17 protein-coding genes are annotated in these 16,725 nt (G+C 74.0%); 7 read left to right on the top strand and 10 right to left on the bottom strand.

The window, feature by feature from the left end:
• Window positions 1-55 precede the first annotated feature (55 nt).
• Window positions 56-862: a nucleotidyltransferase gene (locus tag IE321_RS19770; RefSeq protein WP_190223917.1), complete on the bottom strand. Its 807-nt coding sequence runs from the start codon at window positions 860-862 to the stop codon at window positions 56-58.
• 310 nt (window positions 863-1,172) lie between these two features.
• Window positions 1,173-1,805 carry an SMI1/KNR4 family protein gene (locus IE321_RS19765; protein WP_190223916.1) on the bottom strand — a complete coding sequence of 211 codons (633 nt, stop codon included), beginning with the start codon at window positions 1,803-1,805 and terminating at the stop codon, window positions 1,173-1,175.
• A 251-nt stretch (window positions 1,806-2,056) separates the two neighbouring features.
• Here IE321_RS19765 and IE321_RS19760 point away from each other — a divergent pair, with 251 nt between their 5' ends.
• On the top strand, window positions 2,057-2,323 hold the full coding sequence (locus IE321_RS19760; protein WP_190223915.1) for a hypothetical protein: 267 nt from the start codon (window positions 2,057-2,059) through the stop codon (window positions 2,321-2,323).
• 62 nt (window positions 2,324-2,385) lie between these two features.
• On the opposite strand, the gene IE321_RS19755 is transcribed toward IE321_RS19760, so the two are convergent.
• The 3 genes from IE321_RS19755 to IE321_RS19745 form a co-directional block, all read right to left on the bottom strand.
• Window positions 2,386-2,784, bottom strand: coding sequence for a VOC family protein (locus IE321_RS19755; protein ID WP_190223914.1), 399 nt, complete (start codon window positions 2,782-2,784; stop codon window positions 2,386-2,388).
• Complete coding sequence (locus tag IE321_RS19750; protein WP_190223913.1) at window positions 2,781-4,067, bottom strand: erythromycin esterase family protein; 1,287 nt, start codon at window positions 4,065-4,067, stop codon at window positions 2,781-2,783. Before IE321_RS19750 ends, IE321_RS19755 begins: the two co-directional genes overlap by 4 nt.
• Window positions 4,068-4,133: 66 nt before the next feature.
• A complete protein-coding gene (locus IE321_RS19745) occupies window positions 4,134-4,811 on the bottom strand; it encodes a CatB-related O-acetyltransferase (protein WP_190223912.1) in 678 nt (225 codons plus the stop codon).
• 250 nt (window positions 4,812-5,061) lie between these two features.
• Here IE321_RS19745 and IE321_RS19740 point away from each other — a divergent pair, with 250 nt between their 5' ends.
• The gene (locus IE321_RS19740) at window positions 5,062-5,640 is read left to right on the top strand and encodes a TetR/AcrR family transcriptional regulator (RefSeq protein ID WP_043225356.1); all 579 of its coding nucleotides are present in this window, start codon (window positions 5,062-5,064) and stop codon (window positions 5,638-5,640) included.
• Between the two features lie 79 nt (window positions 5,641-5,719).
• On the opposite strand, the gene IE321_RS19735 is transcribed toward IE321_RS19740, so the two are convergent.
• Window positions 5,720-8,113: a SpoIIE family protein phosphatase gene (locus tag IE321_RS19735; protein WP_190223911.1), complete on the bottom strand. Its 2,394-nt coding sequence runs from the start codon at window positions 8,111-8,113 to the stop codon at window positions 5,720-5,722.
• A gap of 387 nt (window positions 8,114-8,500) precedes the next feature.
• Here IE321_RS19735 and IE321_RS19730 point away from each other — a divergent pair, with 387 nt between their 5' ends.
• Entirely contained in the window at window positions 8,501-9,586 is a 1,086-nt protein-coding gene (locus tag IE321_RS19730; protein ID WP_190223910.1) for an aldose epimerase family protein, read from the top strand.
• Here IE321_RS19730 and IE321_RS19725 read toward each other — a convergent pair.
• The 3 genes from IE321_RS19725 to IE321_RS19715 all read right to left on the bottom strand — a co-directional run bounded on the left by IE321_RS19725 (window position 9,573) and on the right by IE321_RS19715 (window position 12,963).
• On the bottom strand, window positions 9,573-11,438 hold the full coding sequence (locus IE321_RS19725; protein ID WP_229916466.1) for an ATP-binding protein: 1,866 nt from the start codon (window positions 11,436-11,438) through the stop codon (window positions 9,573-9,575). The two genes, IE321_RS19730 and IE321_RS19725, sit on opposite strands and share 14 nt — an antisense overlap.
• 225 nt (window positions 11,439-11,663) lie before the next feature.
• Window positions 11,664-11,987 (bottom strand): STAS domain-containing protein, encoded by a 324-nt coding sequence (locus tag IE321_RS19720; protein ID WP_030759835.1) that lies wholly within the window; start codon window positions 11,985-11,987, stop codon window positions 11,664-11,666.
• Window positions 11,988-12,114: 127 nt separating this feature from the next.
• On the bottom strand, window positions 12,115-12,963 hold the full coding sequence (locus IE321_RS19715) for a 3-hydroxyacyl-CoA dehydrogenase family protein (RefSeq protein ID WP_190223909.1): 849 nt from the start codon (window positions 12,961-12,963) through the stop codon (window positions 12,115-12,117).
• A 160-nt stretch (window positions 12,964-13,123) separates the two neighbouring features.
• On the opposite strand from IE321_RS19715, the gene IE321_RS19710 reads away from it, so the two are divergent.
• Entirely contained in the window at window positions 13,124-13,696 is a 573-nt protein-coding gene (locus IE321_RS19710) for a cob(I)yrinic acid a,c-diamide adenosyltransferase (protein ID WP_043219720.1), read from the top strand.
• Here the strand turns inward: IE321_RS19710 and IE321_RS19705 are convergent.
• Window positions 13,693-14,316 (bottom strand): hypothetical protein, encoded by a 624-nt coding sequence (locus IE321_RS19705; protein WP_051841624.1) that lies wholly within the window; start codon window positions 14,314-14,316, stop codon window positions 13,693-13,695. The genes IE321_RS19710 and IE321_RS19705 overlap by 4 nt on opposite strands.
• Before the next feature lie 174 nt (window positions 14,317-14,490).
• Here IE321_RS19705 and IE321_RS19700 point away from each other — a divergent pair, with 174 nt between their 5' ends.
• The 3 genes from IE321_RS19700 to IE321_RS42065 form a co-directional block, all read left to right on the top strand.
• The gene (locus IE321_RS19700; RefSeq protein WP_190223908.1) at window positions 14,491-15,729 is read left to right on the top strand and encodes a sensor histidine kinase; all 1,239 of its coding nucleotides are present in this window, start codon (window positions 14,491-14,493) and stop codon (window positions 15,727-15,729) included.
• Complete coding sequence (locus tag IE321_RS19695) at window positions 15,726-16,370, top strand: response regulator (protein WP_190223907.1); 645 nt, start codon at window positions 15,726-15,728, stop codon at window positions 16,368-16,370. Before IE321_RS19700 ends, IE321_RS19695 begins: the two co-directional genes overlap by 4 nt.
• Window positions 16,371-16,494: 124 nt before the next feature.
• The coding region (locus IE321_RS42065; protein ID WP_229916464.1) for a cellulose binding domain-containing protein at window positions 16,495-16,725 on the top strand (231 nt) is incomplete at its 3' end.

Genomic DNA, 16,725 nt, shown 5'->3' with positions numbered 1-16,725 from the left:
CCCGGGCCCTGGACGTACTCGCTCCGGATGGGGTCGACGGGGAACGGCGTCGGTGTCAGGGCCGGGGGGTCTTGGGGCCGTGGACGGAGGTGTACTCGGCGGCCAGCCAGGGGGCGAGTTCGTCGATCAGGAGGGTGAGGACCGTCCGGTCGGTCGTCGGGGTGCGGGCGGTGGTCGCGGCCAGGGCCATCTGCCCGGCTCGGTCGGGGTAGTAGCGGGCGAACACCTCGGCGGATCGGGTGAGGTCGCTGGTCCAGCCGCCCCAGCGGGGCATGACCAGGGTGAAGCCGCTGCGGACGACGCGGCGGGCGACGACGCGGCTGAGCGCCCTGAGCCGGTCGTCCGTCACGGCGGCGGCGTACTGCTCGCGCCAGCGCGGCAGGGCCAGGCCGAGGTCTCCGTTCGTCTCGCGGGCCAGCAGGGGTGTGGGGCGGTAGCGGGGCAGGACGGTGGCGAGGTCGTCGCCGAGCAGCGGGGTGCACAGGCAGGCGACGAACCATCCGAGGTCGTGGCGTTCCAGGTCGCTGAGCAGCGTGTCGGTGCTGAAGAGGAGGACGCCGGCGCCGTCGATCTGCCGGAAGGAGGCGTCGAGCCGGGTTTCCAGGGCGTCGGCGTCCGTCCGGTCGGCGCCGGTCGGCTCGCGGCGCAGGGCGAGCAGCAGGTCGAGGTCGGAGACGGTGGGGATCGCCGTGCCGCGCGGGATGCTGCCGTAGAGGTAGGCGCTGTGCAGCCGGTCGTCGCCGAAGGTCTCGGCGATCAGGGCGCGGGCGGTGGCGACCACGGGGGTGAACTCCGCCGGGACGCGGTCCAGCGAACCCTCCCGGGCGATGTGGCCGTCGTCGTCCAGTCCCTCGGTGGTCATGGCGCAACCCTGCCCTACCTCCCCCCGCGCGGACGAACGGATTCCGGGCTCGCGCGGAGCGTGTCGAGCCGCGTGCCGGTTCCCGCTCGGGTGTGCGGGTCGGCGCCGGCGGGCGCACGCGTGCGGGCCGCCGGGGCACGGCGTTGCCCGGTCGGCCGGTCGGAGTGCCACCGGTCGGTGAGCCCGGCGCCGTACGAAAAGGACGGCGAAGGTGCCTTCGCGCCGCGGCAGGGAGGGACCCTGCCGGGCGGGTGCGGGAACTCAGGGGCCCGCGTGCCAGGGAGCCCGGGGCAGGGACGCGAGACCGGAGCTACGGAAGCCCGACGGGTGCGGGTGTCAGCGGGTCGCCGTTGAGCCGCTCGCAGCCCTCCTCGTCCCACCAGAGTTCGCCCCGTGCGGTGAGGTACGGGTGCAGCTCCCGGACGCCGCCGCCTTCGGTCAGCGCGTGAGCGACCGCGTGGAGAAGGCTCGGCAGGTCGGGCCAGGAATCGGTGAAGTCGCCGCCACCGCTGTGCCCGGCCCAGCCGAGGCGGCCCGCGTCCGGGCCGGGGCGCAGGTCGATCACCTGGGACCCGCCGTCGGCACCCTCGGCCCACGGAATCCAGAGCGGGTGCCACCAGGGTTCGTCGTCCCAGGGGCGGGGGGCGAGGCCGTCGTTCTCCGCCGCGACGTCCATGCGGGTCCGCCGGCGTTCCACGATGCCGACGACCGTGAGAGGTGACTGCTCCGGCAGGAAGGACACCCAGGTGCTCGCCCCGTCGTGGCATCGCAGCGACTCGACGAGTCCGTCGGGCAGCGTGACGCCGAGGAGCCGCTCCGCCTCCTGGAGGTCGTCCCGGGTCGCGGGCGGATTGAGGAGGGTCGCCTCGGCCGGCGCGTGGGCGGTCAGCCAGGCGTCGATCCGACGCCAGGACGCGGAGGGGGACATGATCTGCTGTGCCATGACGGGCATCCTGCCCGACGGGCGAGGCGCGGCACGCCTGTGGAATCGTTCGCCGTCGGGGGTGGGCCGCTCACATGCCCCGGATGACTGCGCCCAAGTCGGTGCCGTATATGGTCCAGCCGTCGGGGAGTCCGTCGTTCACCCGCCGCATGGTCGCACCGCGAGGTACGCCACGGCCACTCGCACAGCGCGGCGCCTTTCGCCTCGCACCCCTTCCACGGTGGCGTTCGCCCTGGCGGTACGGTCGGAGCATGGACGCCGACCGCCCGCCCGCTCCCGACGAGATCGAGGAGTGCTTCGTCTCTCTGGTCGAGGGGCGGGTTTCGCGGGACGCGGCCGATCGGTGGGCGGAGCGGTGGGTGCGGGAGGACGGGGTCGGCTGGGACGAGGTGTCCTGGTGGGCGCTGAATCGTCTGTACGGGGTCGATCTGCCCGCGGGGGACGGCGCCGGGTACCTGCATGACGACGAGCAGGTGCGGGCCTGGCTGGGCGAGTTGAGGAGACGGCGGGGGCGGTGAGGGTGCCGGGCCTGGGCGCCGTCGCCGGTGGGCACGCGGGGACGGCGCTTCGGGCGGTCCGGCTACTTCGCGGTGGGGGCCAGGGACCTGACGACGTCGAACTCGTTGCCTTCGGGGTCGGCCATGACGATCCAGCTGCGGGCGGGACCCTGGCCGACGTCCACCTTGGTCGCGCCGAGGGCCATCAGTCGCGTCGCCTCGGCTTCGGTGCCGATGTCGACGGGGCTGACGTCGAGGTGGAGGCGGTTCTTGACGGTCTTTCCCTCGGGGACCCGGATGAACATGATCGTGGGCGGCGTCTGGCGGGCGCGGACCGCCTCGACGGTCGGCTCCCAGGAGGCGATCTCGACCTGGCCCTCGGCGCGGTCGATCACCTTGAAGTCCAGGACCGCGCACCAGAAGTCCGCGAGGCGCTCCGGATCGCGGCAGTCGATGACCAGTTCGGTGAACCTGCTCGTCATGGCTTCTCCAGGTGGGTGGCGGAGGTGGCTGTGGAGGTGGGGGTGTGGAGGATGGCGTCGAAGGCGTCGACGACCGGGGTGTGCAGGTGGACGCTCTGCATCCGGATGCGGTCGGGACCGGTGAGGCGTTCGGTCCTGGCCCGGCGGAGGTCGGCGACGGCGAGGCCCGGGGCGCTGCCGGCGAAGGCCGCTTCGACACTGCCGGGCGCGGGGGGCTCCAGCGGGGTGTCGTGGAGGGTGAATCCGAAGGGGGCCGCCTCGTCGCGGCGCATCTCGGCCGTGTGGCCGGCGGTGCTGGTCAGGCCGAGGGCGACGTACGCGTCCCCGAGCGCGTCGTGCAGGTGCTGCCCCATCGGCAGGCCCGCGAGGTGGCCGTCGAAGGAGATCGGCGTCCTTTGGATGTGGGCGTTGTGGGCCATCAGGACGACCCGGTCCGTGGGGTCGAGCCGGTCCAGGTGCCACAGGAGCGACTCGGCCATGTAGTGGTCGCGGGCGGTGGTGTCGGCGGTGAGGCCGTTGCCGGCGAAGAGTCCGGCCATGGCGCGGAAGGTGTAGTCGCCGTGGCAGGCGGCCTCCAGGCAGCGCAGGGCCGTGTCGTACCCGCGCGCGTCGCCCCGGGTGACGTACAGCGCCCGCAGGGCTCGGAAGCGGATGGTCAGGCGCGCCAGGAGTGCGGTGAGGGCGTCCTGGTCGGTGGCGGGCAGACGTGCCCAGGCGGGTGCGGCCACGGCCGCCGAGTCTCCGGCGAACGACGCGGCGATCGTGAGCGCGGACCGGACCATGGGGAGGGATTCCGGGTCGGTCCGGCGCAGGTAGTCGGCGACGGGCGCCAGCGCGGGGAGCAGCGATCCGCCGGCCGCCGGGATGTCGGTCCCCACGAAGCGGACCGGTGTCGCGGCCGTACGGTTGTGGCCGCGGAGGTAGCGCGCCGGGTCCTGGAGCCCGATGGGGACCGCGGTCGCCAGGAGCGCGGCGAGGTCGCCGTCCGTTCCCTCGCCTCGGACCCAGGCGTCGAGGGGGATGGCTTCGCAGAAGCCGTACTCGAAGGCCAGGACGGTGAAGCCGCAGCGTTCGACGAGGAAGCGCAGGAGGCGCAGGCGCATCGCGGCGAACTCGTCGATGAAGTGGGAGTGTTCGCCCACGGCGACCACGCGGGCACCGTCGACGAGGTCCCGCAGCGGCTCCAGGTCGTCCAGGGGCGCCGCCGGGTCGAGGTGGTCGAGCGGGGTGGCGTGGGCGCGGAGCCAGTCGTCGAAGGGGGTCGGGGTTGATTCAGGGGGCATGCCGGCGGGCTCTTCCGCGAGGGGGTGGGGAGGACGAGGGGCGACGGGGCCTGTGGGTCGGGTGGACTACCGGCCGGGGGCGGTCGGTGCGGCCTTCTCCAGCTCGTCGACGCTGCCGGACATGAGGGTGCGCACGTGCCGGGTGAGGTGGTCCGCGGGCCAGTCCCACCAGGCGAGGGCGAGCAACCGGGCGACGTCCTCGTCGCTGTAGCGGGTGCGGAGGAGGCGGGCCGGGTTGCCGCCGACGACGCCGTAGTCGGGGACGTCCTTGGTGACCACCGAGCCGCTGGCGACGATCGCGCCGTGCCCGATGCGCACGCCGGGCATGACGGTCGTGCCGTGGCCGAACCAGACGTCGTTCCCGACGACGGTGTCCCCGCGGTCGGGCAGGCCGGTGAGCAGGTCGAAGTGGGCCGCCCAGGAGCCGCCCATGGTGGGGAAGGGGAAGGTCGAGGGGCCGTCCATGCGGTGGTTGGCGCCGTTCATGAGGAACCGGACGCCCGTGCCGATCGCGCAGAACTTGCCGATGACGAGCCGTTCCGGTCCGTAGTGGTACAGCACGTTGCGCGTCTCGAACGCGGTCGCGTCGTCCGGGTCGTCGTAGTACGAGTACTCCCCGACCTCGATCAGCGGGGAGGTGACCAGCGGCTTGAGCAGTACCACCCGAGGCTGGTCGGGCATCGGGTGGAGCACGGTGGGGTCGGCGGGGACGGCCTGAACGGCGGGTTCGTCGGGGACGGGCATGGCGGGCTCCCTGGTGGCGCGTGACAGGTGTCGGGTGAGGGGTGGCGGGTCAGGACGTGGGGGGGTGGGGTCCGGGGCGGGGGCGAGGTCGGGTACGGGTCGTGGGCGGAGGGGTGCGGCGCAGCCCGCCCCCGAGGCTGACGCACGCCCCCACTGCGGCACGGCACGTGCCGTGCCGTTCTCCGCCCAGCGTGCCCAGATCACGGGAGCCTGTCAAGAACGGCACGTGCCGTGCCGTTACTGTGGAGGCATGACCCCCGTCCGTCGTAGCGGCCCCGATCTCACCGAGGCCATCATGCGCACCACACTGGAACTCGGGCAGGAGCTGGGTTACGCCAAGCTCAGCATCGAGGCGATCGCCGCCCGGGCCGGCGTCGGCAAGCACACCGTCTACCGCCGGTGGCCGTCCAAGGGCGCCCTGCTGCTCGACTCGCTGCTCTCGCGCAGCGCGTCGGCCCTGGACTATCCCGACTCCGGCGACCTCCGCGCCGATCTGCGCCGGCAGATCCACGAGGCGGTCGGGCTGTTGGCGGGGGGACCGCTCAGCCCGCTCTTCAAGTCCCTGGTCGGCGAGGCCCAGCACGACCCCGGTGTCGCCGAGGCCCTGAACGAGCGCTTCATCGCCCCGCAGGCCGCGAAGACCGTCGCCCGTCTGGAGGCGGCGCGCGACCAGGGCCAGCTGTCGCCCGACTTCGACCTGGACCTGGCGATGGCGATCCTCTCCGGGCCGTTGTACTTCCGTCTGCTGATCACGGGGGAACCGTTGACCCCGGAGTACGTCGACCGCGTCCTCGACGCCCTCTTCGCCGGGATGGCGCCGCGGCCGTGAGGCGCACGGGGCGGGCCGCCTCACGCCCGGCGTACCGCCCCCCGCGGGGCGAGCCGCCTCGCGGGGGGCGGGCCCGCCGTCAGGCGGCCGGTGCGCCGCCGGGGAGGTCCTGCTCCGCCCAGATGGTCTTGCCCTGGGCGTAGCGGGTGCCCCAGCGCTGGGTGAGCTGGGCGACCAGGAGGAGGCCCCGGCCGCCTTCGTCGAAGGTCCTGGCGCGCTTGAGGCGTGGGGCCGTGACGCTGCTGTCGCTGACCTCGCAGATGAGGCTGCGGTCGCGGATCAGCCGGAGCCGGATGGGCGGTTGGCCGTAGCGGATGGCGTTGGTGACGAGTTCGCTGGCGATCAGCTCGGTGACGAAGGAGAGTTCTTCGAGGTCCCAGGCGGCGAGCCGGTCCCGGACGTCACGGCGGGCCGGTGCGACGGCCGTCGGGTCGGGGGGCACGTCCCAGGTGACGACGTGGTCGGGCCGCAGGGTACGGGTGCGGGCGAGGAGCAGGGCGGCGTCGTCGTCCTGGCGGGCGGGCCGCACCGCGTGGACCGTGGCGTCGCAGACCGCCTGGAGGGAGTCGGCGGGCTGGGCGAGGGCGTGCCGCAGGGTTTCGAGTCCCTTGCCGAAGTCGCGGGCCCGGCATTCGACGAGTCCGTTGGTGTACAGCGCCAGCAGGGAGCCCTCGGGCAGTTCGAGCTCGGTCGTCTCGAACGGCAGGCCGCCCAGGCCGAGGGGTGGCCCGGCGGGCAGGTCGAGGAACTCCACGGTGCCGTGGGGCCGGAGCAGCGCGGGCGGCAGGTGTCCGGCGCTGGCGAGGGCGCAGGCGCGGGTGATCGGGTCGTAGACGGCGTAGAGGCAGGTGGCGCCGATCTCTCCTTGGACGTGGGGGCTGTCGCCGTGTTCGTCGGCGGCCAGGCGCACGATGAGGTCGTCGAGGTGGGTGAGCAGTTCGTCGGGTGGCAGGTCGATGTCGGCCAGGGTGCGGACGGCGGTGCGCAGCCGTCCCATGGTGGCCGATGCCTGGATTCCGTGGCCGACGACGTCCCCGATGACGAGGGCGACCCGGGCGCCGGAGAGGGGGATGACGTCGAACCAGTCGCCGCCGACCCCGGCCCGGGTGCTGGCGGGAAGGTAGTGCGAGGCCACCTGGACCGCGGTCTGGTCGGCCAGCCGGCGGGGCATGAGGCTGTGCTGGAGGGTGACGGCGATGGCACGTTCGCGGGCGTAGTAGCGGGCGTTCTCGATGCTGGTGGCGGCCCGGGCGGTGAGTTCTCCGGCGAGCAGCAGGTCCTCGCGCGCGAACGGGGCGGAGGGGCGGTGGCGGATGAAGAGCGCGGTCCCGAGGGTGGTTCCGCGGACCCGTAGCGGCACCGTCATCACCTCGTGGGCGCCGGCCTCGACGAACCGGTCGGCCTGCGGGTCGAGCCGCGCCCACCGGGCGAGGGCGGGGGCGCCCGTCCCGTACACCGTCGGTTCCCTGACGGTCAGCCACTCGACGGGAAGCGAGGTGTCGCACGGCGCGGCCGCGGCGCCGGCGGTGTCCTGGAGGTCGGGCCGCCCGGCGACGCGCTGGAGGGCGACCGGGTCGGCGAGCGGGGCGTCGGGCGGTTCGGTCGCGTTGTCCAGGACGGGGAGGAGGTCCACCACGGCGGCGTCGGCGAGCCGGGGTACGGCCAGTTCGACGAGTTGGCGTGCCGTGTGGGCCACGTCGAGGCTGGTGCCGATACGGGTGCCCGCCTCGTTGAGGAGCAGCAGGCGCTGCCTGGCCTCGTACCGCTCGGTGGTGTCCTGCGCGGCGAAGCACACCCCGCGCAGGCGGCCGGCCGGGTCGGTCAGCGGAGCGAGGTGGATCGCCCACGCGTGCGCGCCCCGCGCACCGGCGACCTGGAGGTGCACTTCGAGGTACTGCCGCTCGCCGGTCTCCATCGCGCGGCGCATGGCGCTCTCGATCCTCGCGCTCTCCGGGTCAGGAACCGCCTGCGTGATGCGCAGTCCGCGGAGCTGGGTCTCCGAGAGGCCGATGGCCCGTTCCTCGTCGGCGTTGACGTGGACGTAGCGCAGGTCCGTGTCGAAGACCGCCATGATGCAGGGGGCCTGCTCGAAGCACCAGTCGACCGGCAGGCGATCCCGCGGGGTGGGCGGGGCGTCGGTGGCGCCCCAGACGAGGAGGCGGTCGGTTCCGGTCGCCATCCGACGGCGGTGTACGAGCAGGGCGCCGGTCACCGGGCGGCCGTCCCGGTGGCGGGCGGTGACCTCGCCCTTCCAGGTCTGCACACCGGCCGTCCGCTCCATGAGCGCCTTCGCGTCGTCGGCGAGGAGCGCGTCGAGGGGCCGCCCCACGATGTCCTCGCCGCGGTGGCCGAAGCGGCGGGTGGCGCCCTCGCTCCATCCCGTGACGATGCCCCGCTCGTCGACGGTGGCCGTGATGACGTCGGTCGCGCCGGGGGGATCTCCGGCCGGGGAGGCGGAGCCGAAGAGCGTCATCGCAGTCCTCCGCGGGGATCCGGGGCAGGGCCGTGCGGAGAGCCCTGCTCGGTGACGGCCTTGTCCGATGGCGCCCGCCTGTGTCCAGTCTCTCGCAGGCCCCCCGTTCCCGCTCGGACGGGAGGGCTGGTGGGGTGGTGGGGGCGGGGGTGGGGGGCGACGGACGGGGGATCGATCCCGGGACTCACGGGTCCGGGCTTCTCTCCGCCGGCGCCCGGACCTTCGGTGGATTCCCTCCTCGGGTGGGGCGAGCAGCTGATCGAAACTCTTTCGTGAAGAACGTCGAACATCTAGATTGACCAAGGCTGCGTGCCGACTCGGCGGGCACCCGCACCCGCACCCCCTCGACCACCACCCGCTCCCCGGGCCCTCCCCCAAGGCACTGACATGACGACACCCCTCACCCCGCAGACGAACCACCCCATCTCCGAGCCCTTCGGGCGGCTCGGGGACGGCTCCGAGGTGCGGCGCTGGCACCTGGAGAACGGCGGGACGCGCCTCTCCGTCCTGAGCTACGGCGGCATCGTGCAGACCGTGGAGGTCCCGGACCGCCACGGGCACCGCGTGAACGTGTCCCTCGGCTTCGGCGACCTCGACGGCTACCTCGGCTCCGACGGCTTCCTCGGCGCCCTCGTGGGCCGCTACGGCAACCGGATCGCCCACGGGCGCTTCGCACTCGACGGCGACCGCCACTTCCTGTCCGTCGACGGCGGCCCCCACGCCCTCCACGGAGGGGCGCAGGGCTTCGACCGGCGGAACTGGCGGGCGCACGGCTTCGCCCGGGACGGCGACGTCGGGCTCGTCCTCACCCTGACCAGCCCCGACGGCGACATGGGCTTTCCCGGCACCCTGCGCGTGCGGGTCGTGTACACCCTCGCCGCGTGCGGCGACTGGCGCATCGACTACGAGGCCGTCACCGACCGGCCCACCGTCGTCAACCTCACGAACCACGTGTACTGGAACCTGGCCGGGGAGTCCGCCGGGTCCGCGCTCGACCACGAGCTGTCGATCGCCGCGTCGCGGATCACCCCCGTCACCCCGGGGCTGATACCGACGGGCCGGCTGGCTCCGGTGGCCGGCACGCCCTTCGACTTCCGCACGCCGCGCCGCGTCGGGGAGCGGATCTCGGCCGCCGATCCCCAGCTCCGGCACGCCGGCGGGTACGACCACAACTGGGTCTTCGACAAGGGCCGCACCGTCGCTCCCCAACCGGTCGCCATGCTCCGGGACCCCGGCTCGGGGCGGGTCCTCCGGATCGCCACCACGGAACCCGGCGTCCAGTTCTACTCGGGCAACTCGCTGCGCGGGACGCGGCCCGGCAGCGGCGGACGCGCGTACGGGCCGGGCGACGGCCTGTGCCTGGAGACCCAGCACCACCCCGACTCGCCCAACCAGCCGGCCTTTCCGAGCACGGTGCTGCGCCCCGGGGAGACGTACCGGTCCACGACGGTGCACTCGTTCACGGCGGAGTGACGACAGGGCCGCCGACGGCCGGTCGGGCCGTCGGCACCCGGCCCGGGTCGGCGCGGGCCGGGGCCGGCGCGGGCTCCCGCTCGCGGCCGAGGTCGCCGACGAGGGCGAGGGCCCGGCGGCCCGCGACGGTGCCGCGCTTGTCGGCGAGCACGCCGCGCAGGCCGATCGACGCCTCCAGCTCGGCGCGGGCGCGGGCGAGGTTGCCCGCGCAGATCGCGAGGACGCCGAGTTCGTGGTGGAAGTACGCCTCCTCGGCGACCTCGCCGGCGAGCCGGGCGGCCTCCTGGCCGGAGCGCAGGGCGCGCTCCCAGGCACTCCAGTGGAGGCCGGCGGCGAAGGCGGGGGCGGCGGCCCTGGCGAGGGCGACGGCGGTGGTACGGCGCTCCGCCTCGGCCTCGGTGCCGCCCGCGGTGTCCGCGAGGAGGGCGGCGAGGGCGGCGAGCAGGGCGTCGGACTCGGCGGCGGCCCGCTCGGGGCCCACCGAGGGGTGCCCGGCCCACCAGGCGTAGTGCTGGGCGGCGGCGTGGACGCGGTCGGCGGCGTCGTGGCCGTAGCCGTGGGCGAGGAGCTGGGTGAGGACGCCTCCGGCGAGCCGGTGCCGGGTGCCGGCCGGGGTGAGGAGGCCGCAGGCGCGGAGCTCGCCGAGGGCGGCGTCGGCGTGGGTGTCGCCGACGAGGGCCGGGAGGTGCGCGTGGTGCGGGACCTCGCCGCCGAGGGCGACGGCGAAGCGGAGCGTGGTCTGGGCGGAGCGGCTGAGCCGGGAGGCGAGCAGCGCGGCGGGGGCGGCGCCCTCGCCGAGGCTGGGCAGCGGCACCTCGTGGACCTCGATGTCCGGGTCCTCGTACGGGTCGGGGCCGGGCGCCGCGTCGGCGGGGCCCGCGGCCGGCGCCGTACCGGACGGTCCGAACGCCTCCTCCAGGGCGCCGAAGGCGTCGAACTCGGCGGGGGTGACGCGCAGCCGGTCGCGCTGCCGGAGCAGGGCGCCCGCCTGGACGAAGCGGAGCGGCAGGCCCTCGGACTCGAACCAGAGGTCGCCGGCCCAGTTGGCCTCCTCGTCGGTGAGGCGGCGGCCGACGGCGGCCTCCAGGAGGGCGAGGGAGGCGGCGCGGCCGAGGCCCGGGAGGGCGACCTCCTCGATCTGGGCCTCGGCGGAGGGCGCGGGGACGCCGGGGGCGGCGGCGAGGAGGAAGGCGCACTCGGGGGCGGCGGCGAGGAGTTCGTCGAGGGCGGCGCCGCCGAACTCCAGGTCGTCGACGACGACGACGGCGCCGACCCCGGCGAGGGAGTCCCGCAGGCCGTCGCGGTCGGGTCGGTGGTGCGGGGCGTGCAGGACGGCGGCGCGCAGTTCGTGGAGGAGTTCGCCGGGGGTGGTGCGGTGCCGGCCGGAGAGCCGGACGACGCCGTCGGGGGCGAGCGCGGCGCAGTCGTCGGCGACGGCGTCGAGGAGCGCGGTGCGGCCGGAGCCGTCGGGTCCGGTGAGGCGGGCGGAGCGGCCGCGGGTCAGGGTCTCGGCGAGCCGGGCGCGCTGCTCGTCGCGTTCCAGGAGGGGCAGTTCGGGGTCGGCGGGGCCGGGCGGCGGGGGCCCGGCGGCGGCACCGGTGGCCTCGGCGCGCTCCTCCGGGGTGCGGCGGCGGGCGGCCGGGGGCTCCTCGCCGGGCGGGCAGGGCTCGATCTCGCTGCCGTCGACGGGGTTGACGGTGAGGAGCAGTCCGCCGGAGACGATCCGGGTGACCCGGGCGCGGGCGGGTGCCGGGGCGGCGCGTTCGGGCAGGGCGGCGGGGTGTGCGGGGCGGGCGTCCTCGGCCGCGGCGTCGTGACCGGACTCGTCCGGCCCCCGGTGTATCGGGTCCATGGTCAAAGCCCCCAAGAGCGGTGGTGCGGAGCCCGCCGGGTGGGTCCGTCGTCGGGTGCGGGCGACCGAACCCTAGACGGTCGCGGGGGCTCCGGGAACAGGCGGGGTGCCGTGGAGACCAAGACGTCACGGTCTTGTGAGGATTGAGCGTGACGCCTGGTTCACACGGGGGCTTCACAGACGGCGGGGCGTCGTTCGTCACGGGTCCGCGCCGGCACCGGCCGTTCAGACGCGGGGCAGGGACTCCAGCGCGAGGCCGCCCTCGATGGCGAGGATGCGGTGGAGGCGGGTGGCGACGAGGAGCCGCTGCATCTGCGGCGGCACCCCGCGCAGGACGAGCCGGCGGCCGCAGCGGCCGGCCCGTCGGTGCGCGCCCATGATCACGCCGAGGCCGGTGGCGTCCCAGGAGTGGAGTCCGGTCAGGTCGAGCACCAGGTCGCCGACGCCGTCGTCGACGGCCGAGTGCAGGACCGTACGGGCGTCCGCCGCGCTCCGGACGTCGAGGCGGCCCCCGACGACCAGCTCGGCATGGTCGCCCCTGATGTGCATATTCGCTCCCCGGGAAATGCTCCGTCTTCGCAACAACTGACTGCTGCCTCGGCAGATACGTTGCGCCTTGTCGTCGAACCGATACCTGAATTCACTCCATGGAGTGAGGTGGTGTGGTCGGCAGGGATCAGTACGTGTAAAAGCCCTGCCCGCTCTTGCGGCCGATGTCACCCGCGTCCACCATCCGGCGCATCAGCTCCGGCGGCGCGAACTTCTCGTCCTGGGTCTCGGCGTAGATGTTGCCGGTGGCGTTGACGAGGATGTCGACGCCGGTGAGGTCGGTGGTGGCGAGCGGGCCCATGGCGTGGCCGAAGCCCAGCTTGCAGGCGAGGTCGATGTCCTCGGCGGTGGCGACGCCCGACTCGTACAGCTTCGCGGCCTCGACGACGAGGGCGGAGATGAGGCGGGTGGTGACGAAGCCGGCGACGTCGCGGTTGACGACGATGCAGGTCTTGCCGACGGACTCGGCGAAGGAGCGGGCGGTGGCGAGGGTCTCGTCGCTCGTCTTGTAGCCGCGGACCAGCTCGACGAGCTGCATCATCGGGACGGGCGAGAAGAAGTGGACGCCGACGACGGCCTCGGGGCGCTCCGTCACCGCGGCGATCTTGGTGATCGGGATGGCGGAGGTGTTGGAGGCGAGGACCGCGCCGTCCTTGGCGATCTTGTCGAGGGAGCGGAAGATCTCGTGCTTGACCTCGATCTTCTCGAAGACGGCCTCGACGACGATGTCGGCGTCGGCGACGGCTTCGAGCTCGGTGGTGGCGGTGATCCGGCCGAGGGCCGCCTCCGCCTCGGCGGCGTCCAGCCTGCCCTTCGCGACGAACTTGTCGTACGACGCCTTGATGCCGTCGGTGCCGCGGGTCAGGGCGGCGTCGGTGACGTCGCGCAGGACCACGTCCCAGCCGGCCTGGGCCGAGACCTGAGCGATGCCGGCTCCCATGAGTCCGGCCCCGATGACGGCGAGCTTACCGGCCACGAATTCCACCCCTTAACACCTGTTCACTTCTGGCTCTCCGGCGGAGATTAGCGGGCCGGGGGCGCCATGTGACCGCGAAGTAATGCGCGTCACGCTCTCTTTGACGGACGTCACACTCACGACAGGTGCGGCGGGCGGGGGTGTCACTAGGGTGGGGTCCATGGTCAATCTGACGCGCATCTACACCCGCACCGGCGACCAGGGCACGACGGCCCTGGGCGACATGAGCCGCACCGCCAAGACCGACCTCCGGATCGCGGCCTACGCGGACGCCAACGAGGCCAACGCCGTCATCGGCACCGCGCTCGCCCTCGGGCGGCTGGAGGAGGAGGTGGCCACGGTCCTCACCCGCGTCCAGAACGACCTCTTCGACGTGGGCGCCGACCTCGCCACCCCGGTGGTGGCGGAGCCGGAGTACCCGCCGCTGCGGGTGGAGCAGTACTACGTGGACAAGCTGGAGGCGGACTGCGACCGCTTCCTGGAGCAGCTGGAGAAGCTGCGCTCCTTCATCCTGCCCGGCGGCACGCCCGGCGCGGCGCTGCTGCACCAGGCGTGCACGGTGGTCCGCCGCGCCGAGCGCTCGACGTGGGCGGCCCTGGAGGTCCACGGCGAGACCATGAACCCCCTCACCGCCACCTACCTCAACCGCCTGTCCGACCTCCTGTTCATCCTGGCCAGGGTGGCCAACAAGGAGGTCGGAGACGTCCTCTGGGTGCCGGGCGGCGAACGCTAGGACGGACGGCCCACGGACCCCTGCCGAGGGTCCCGGGTGTGCTCCGGGTGCTGGGCGGAGAGTGCCGAGGGGGCCTCGTGGTCGGGCTTCGGGGCCTTCTTCGGCCAGACCGAGTAGCTGAGCGCGATCAGGCCGTGGATGCCCACGGCCCGCCAGACCCCGGCGATCGAGGCCTCCAGCTTCGAGGTGTCGCCGTCGCCGCCGACGTACCAGACCGCGGCGAGCAGGAGGGCGGAGGCGACGGAGCCGGCCACCAGGGTGCCGAGCCAGATCCGCCCCTCGTGCCGGGCGCGGGCCATGCCGTAGCGGGGCGGCTTCGGCGGTGGCGGGCCGCCGCCGAGGCGGTGGGCGGCGTGGCCGTCGAGCCACTTCACGGTGCGGTGGCCGTGGCCGACGGTGTAGCCGATGTAGATCGCCGCGAGGCCGTGGCGCCAGGCGGGCTCCGCGCCGCTCTTGAGGTCGATCGCGGTGACGACGAGGAGGAGCACCTCCAGGAGCGGCTCGCAGAGCAGCAACCCCATGCCCAGCCTGGGCATGCGCAGCAGGTAGCGGGCGGTGAGCCCGGCGGCCAGCAGGACCCAGAAGCCCACCTCGCAGACCACGATCATCGTGACGATCACAGCGGTTCCCCTTTCGCTTCCCCCGGCGGGTCCCTCCCAGCGTCCCGTGCGGGTGGGTCCGGTTCGTCGTCGCCGGTGAGGAATCGCGCCTACATCCTTCGACGGAGGCGCGGGCGGGCGCGGATCGGCCCGGCAGTCGAGGTCCGGGGCGCCTCGGACGTGTTGGATGGGTCCGTGACCCTCCCCCGCCCCGACCGCCCCGGCCCGGACGCCCGCCCGCGCCTCCCCCGCCCGCACCGCCACGACGTCCTGATCGCCGTCGCCGGGTTCTCCGTCGGCGTGCTGCTCTGGTCCTACGGGCTGTACACCACCGGGGACCGGGTCTTCGACCAGCGCTGGGCGGCGCTCGTCCCCCTGACGGTGATGGCCGGGGCGGAGACGCTGCGCCGGGTGGCTCCGCAGACCGCCCTGCTCCTGGGCACCCTGGCGATCGTGGCCGACCAGTTCACCAACGGGAACCTGGCCACCGTGCTGATGTTCACGGACGTCGTCTACGCGGCGGTCGTGTACGGCACCCCGGCACAGGCCCGCCGCGTCCCGTACACGACGGCGCTGGTCACGGTCGCCACCACGGTGACGTTCCTGGTGTGGTGGCAGAACGCGATCGCCCTGCTCGTCGGCGTCATCACCGGCATGGTCTCCTTCCTGCCCGCCATCACCGGTTCGATCGTGCGCAACCACCGGGAGGCGGCGGAGGCGGCCCGGCTGCGCACCGAACAGATCGCGCTGCTCGCCGAGATGGACCGGGCGCAGGCGGTGGCGGCGGAGCGGGCCCGGATGGCGCGGGAGCTGCACGACGTGGTGGCCAACCACCTCTCCGCGATCGCGATCCACTCCACCGCGGCGCTCTCCCTCGACGACCCCGGCACCACGAGCCGGGCGCTCACCGTGATCCGGGAGAACAGCGTGGCGGGGCTCGCGGAGATGCGGCGGCTGATCGGGCTGCTCCGGGACAGCGGCGCGGAGACCGAGCCGGCCGCGACCGCCTCGCTGGCGGGGCTCGACGCCCTGGTGGCGCAGGCGGGGACCAACGGCGCGGCGAGCGGGCTGAGCTTCGTCCTGGAGGACGCCCGGCGGGACGGTCCCGGGTTGCCGGCGCCGGTGGAGCTGGCCGCGTACCGGATCGTGCAGGAGTCGCTGACGAACGCGCTGAAGCACGCGGCGCCCGGTGAGGTGCGGGTGGCGCTGGCGCGCGTGGACGGGGCGCTGCGGGTGACGGTGACGAGCCGGTACGGGGAGCGGCCGGGGCCCCGCGCGCCGGGCTCGGGCGCCGGTCTGGTGGGCATGCGGGAGCGGGTGGCGCTGCTGCGCGGCTCGCTGGAGGCCGGTGCGGTGGCGGGCGACGGGGACGCGAAGGTGTGGCGGGTGCGGGTGGAGCTGCCCGTGGACGTGAGCGAGGAGGAGCGGGCATGACGGTGCGGGTGGTGGTGGCCGAGGACCAGAGCGCGGTACGGGCCGGGCTGGTGCTGATCCTGGGCAGTGCGCCGGACATCGAGGTGGTCGGGGAGGCGGAGGACGGGGAGCGGGCGGTGGAGCTGGCCCGGGAGCTGCGGCCGGACCTGGTGCTGATGGACGTGCAGATGCCCCGGATGGACGGGGTGACGGCGACCCGCCTGGTGGTGGCGGAGGGGCTCGCGGACGTGCTGGTGCTGACCACCTTCGATCTGGACGAGTACGTCTTCGGGGCGCTGCGCGCGGGGGCTTCGGGCTTCCTGCTGAAGAACGCGGAGGCGCGGGAGCTGATCGAGGCGGTGCGGACGGTGGCGCGCGGTGAGGGGCTGATCGCGCCGGCGGTGACGCGGCGGCTGATCGCGGAGTTCGCGACGGAGTCCCGGCCGGCCCCGCGGGCGGATCCCTCGGTCCTGGAGCCGTTGACGCCCCGGGAGCGGGAGGTGCTGTCGGCGCTGGGGTCGGGGCTGTCGAACGCGGAGATCGCGGTCCGTCTGGACATGGCGGAGGCGACGGTGAAGACGCACGTCAGCAAGGTGCTGGGGAAGCTCGGGCTGCGGAGCCGGGTCCAAGCGGCCGTGCTGGCACAGGAGTTGGGGGTCTGAGAAAACGGAACTGACGTTGGTCTGGACCTCTTGACGATTGGTCCAGACCTTCCTACGCTCGCGGGGCGCGCGCAACTCTTCCGGACCACCCCCACCCAGAACGTCCGCAACTTGAGGAGCACCGTTGAGCACTCAAGCACCGACGCGCCGAAGAGGATTCAGAGCACGGGCCGCCGCGGCCCTGACCGCCCTGGCCCTCCCGCTCGCCGCCATGGTCGGCCTGGCCTCCCCCGCCGAGGCCGCGACCTCGGCGACCGCCACCTATACCAAGACCCAGGACTGGGGCACCGGCTTCGGCGCCAACTGGACCGTCAAGAACACCGGCACCACCACCATCACCTCCTGGACCCTGGAG

It is taken from the genome of Streptomyces hydrogenans, from assembly GCF_014656075.1.
GTDB classification, from domain to species: domain Bacteria; phylum Actinomycetota; class Actinomycetes; order Streptomycetales; family Streptomycetaceae; genus Streptomyces; species Streptomyces hydrogenans.
The sequence above is the reverse complement of the archived record's forward strand: the minus strand, read 5'-3'. Positions and strand labels throughout refer to the sequence as shown.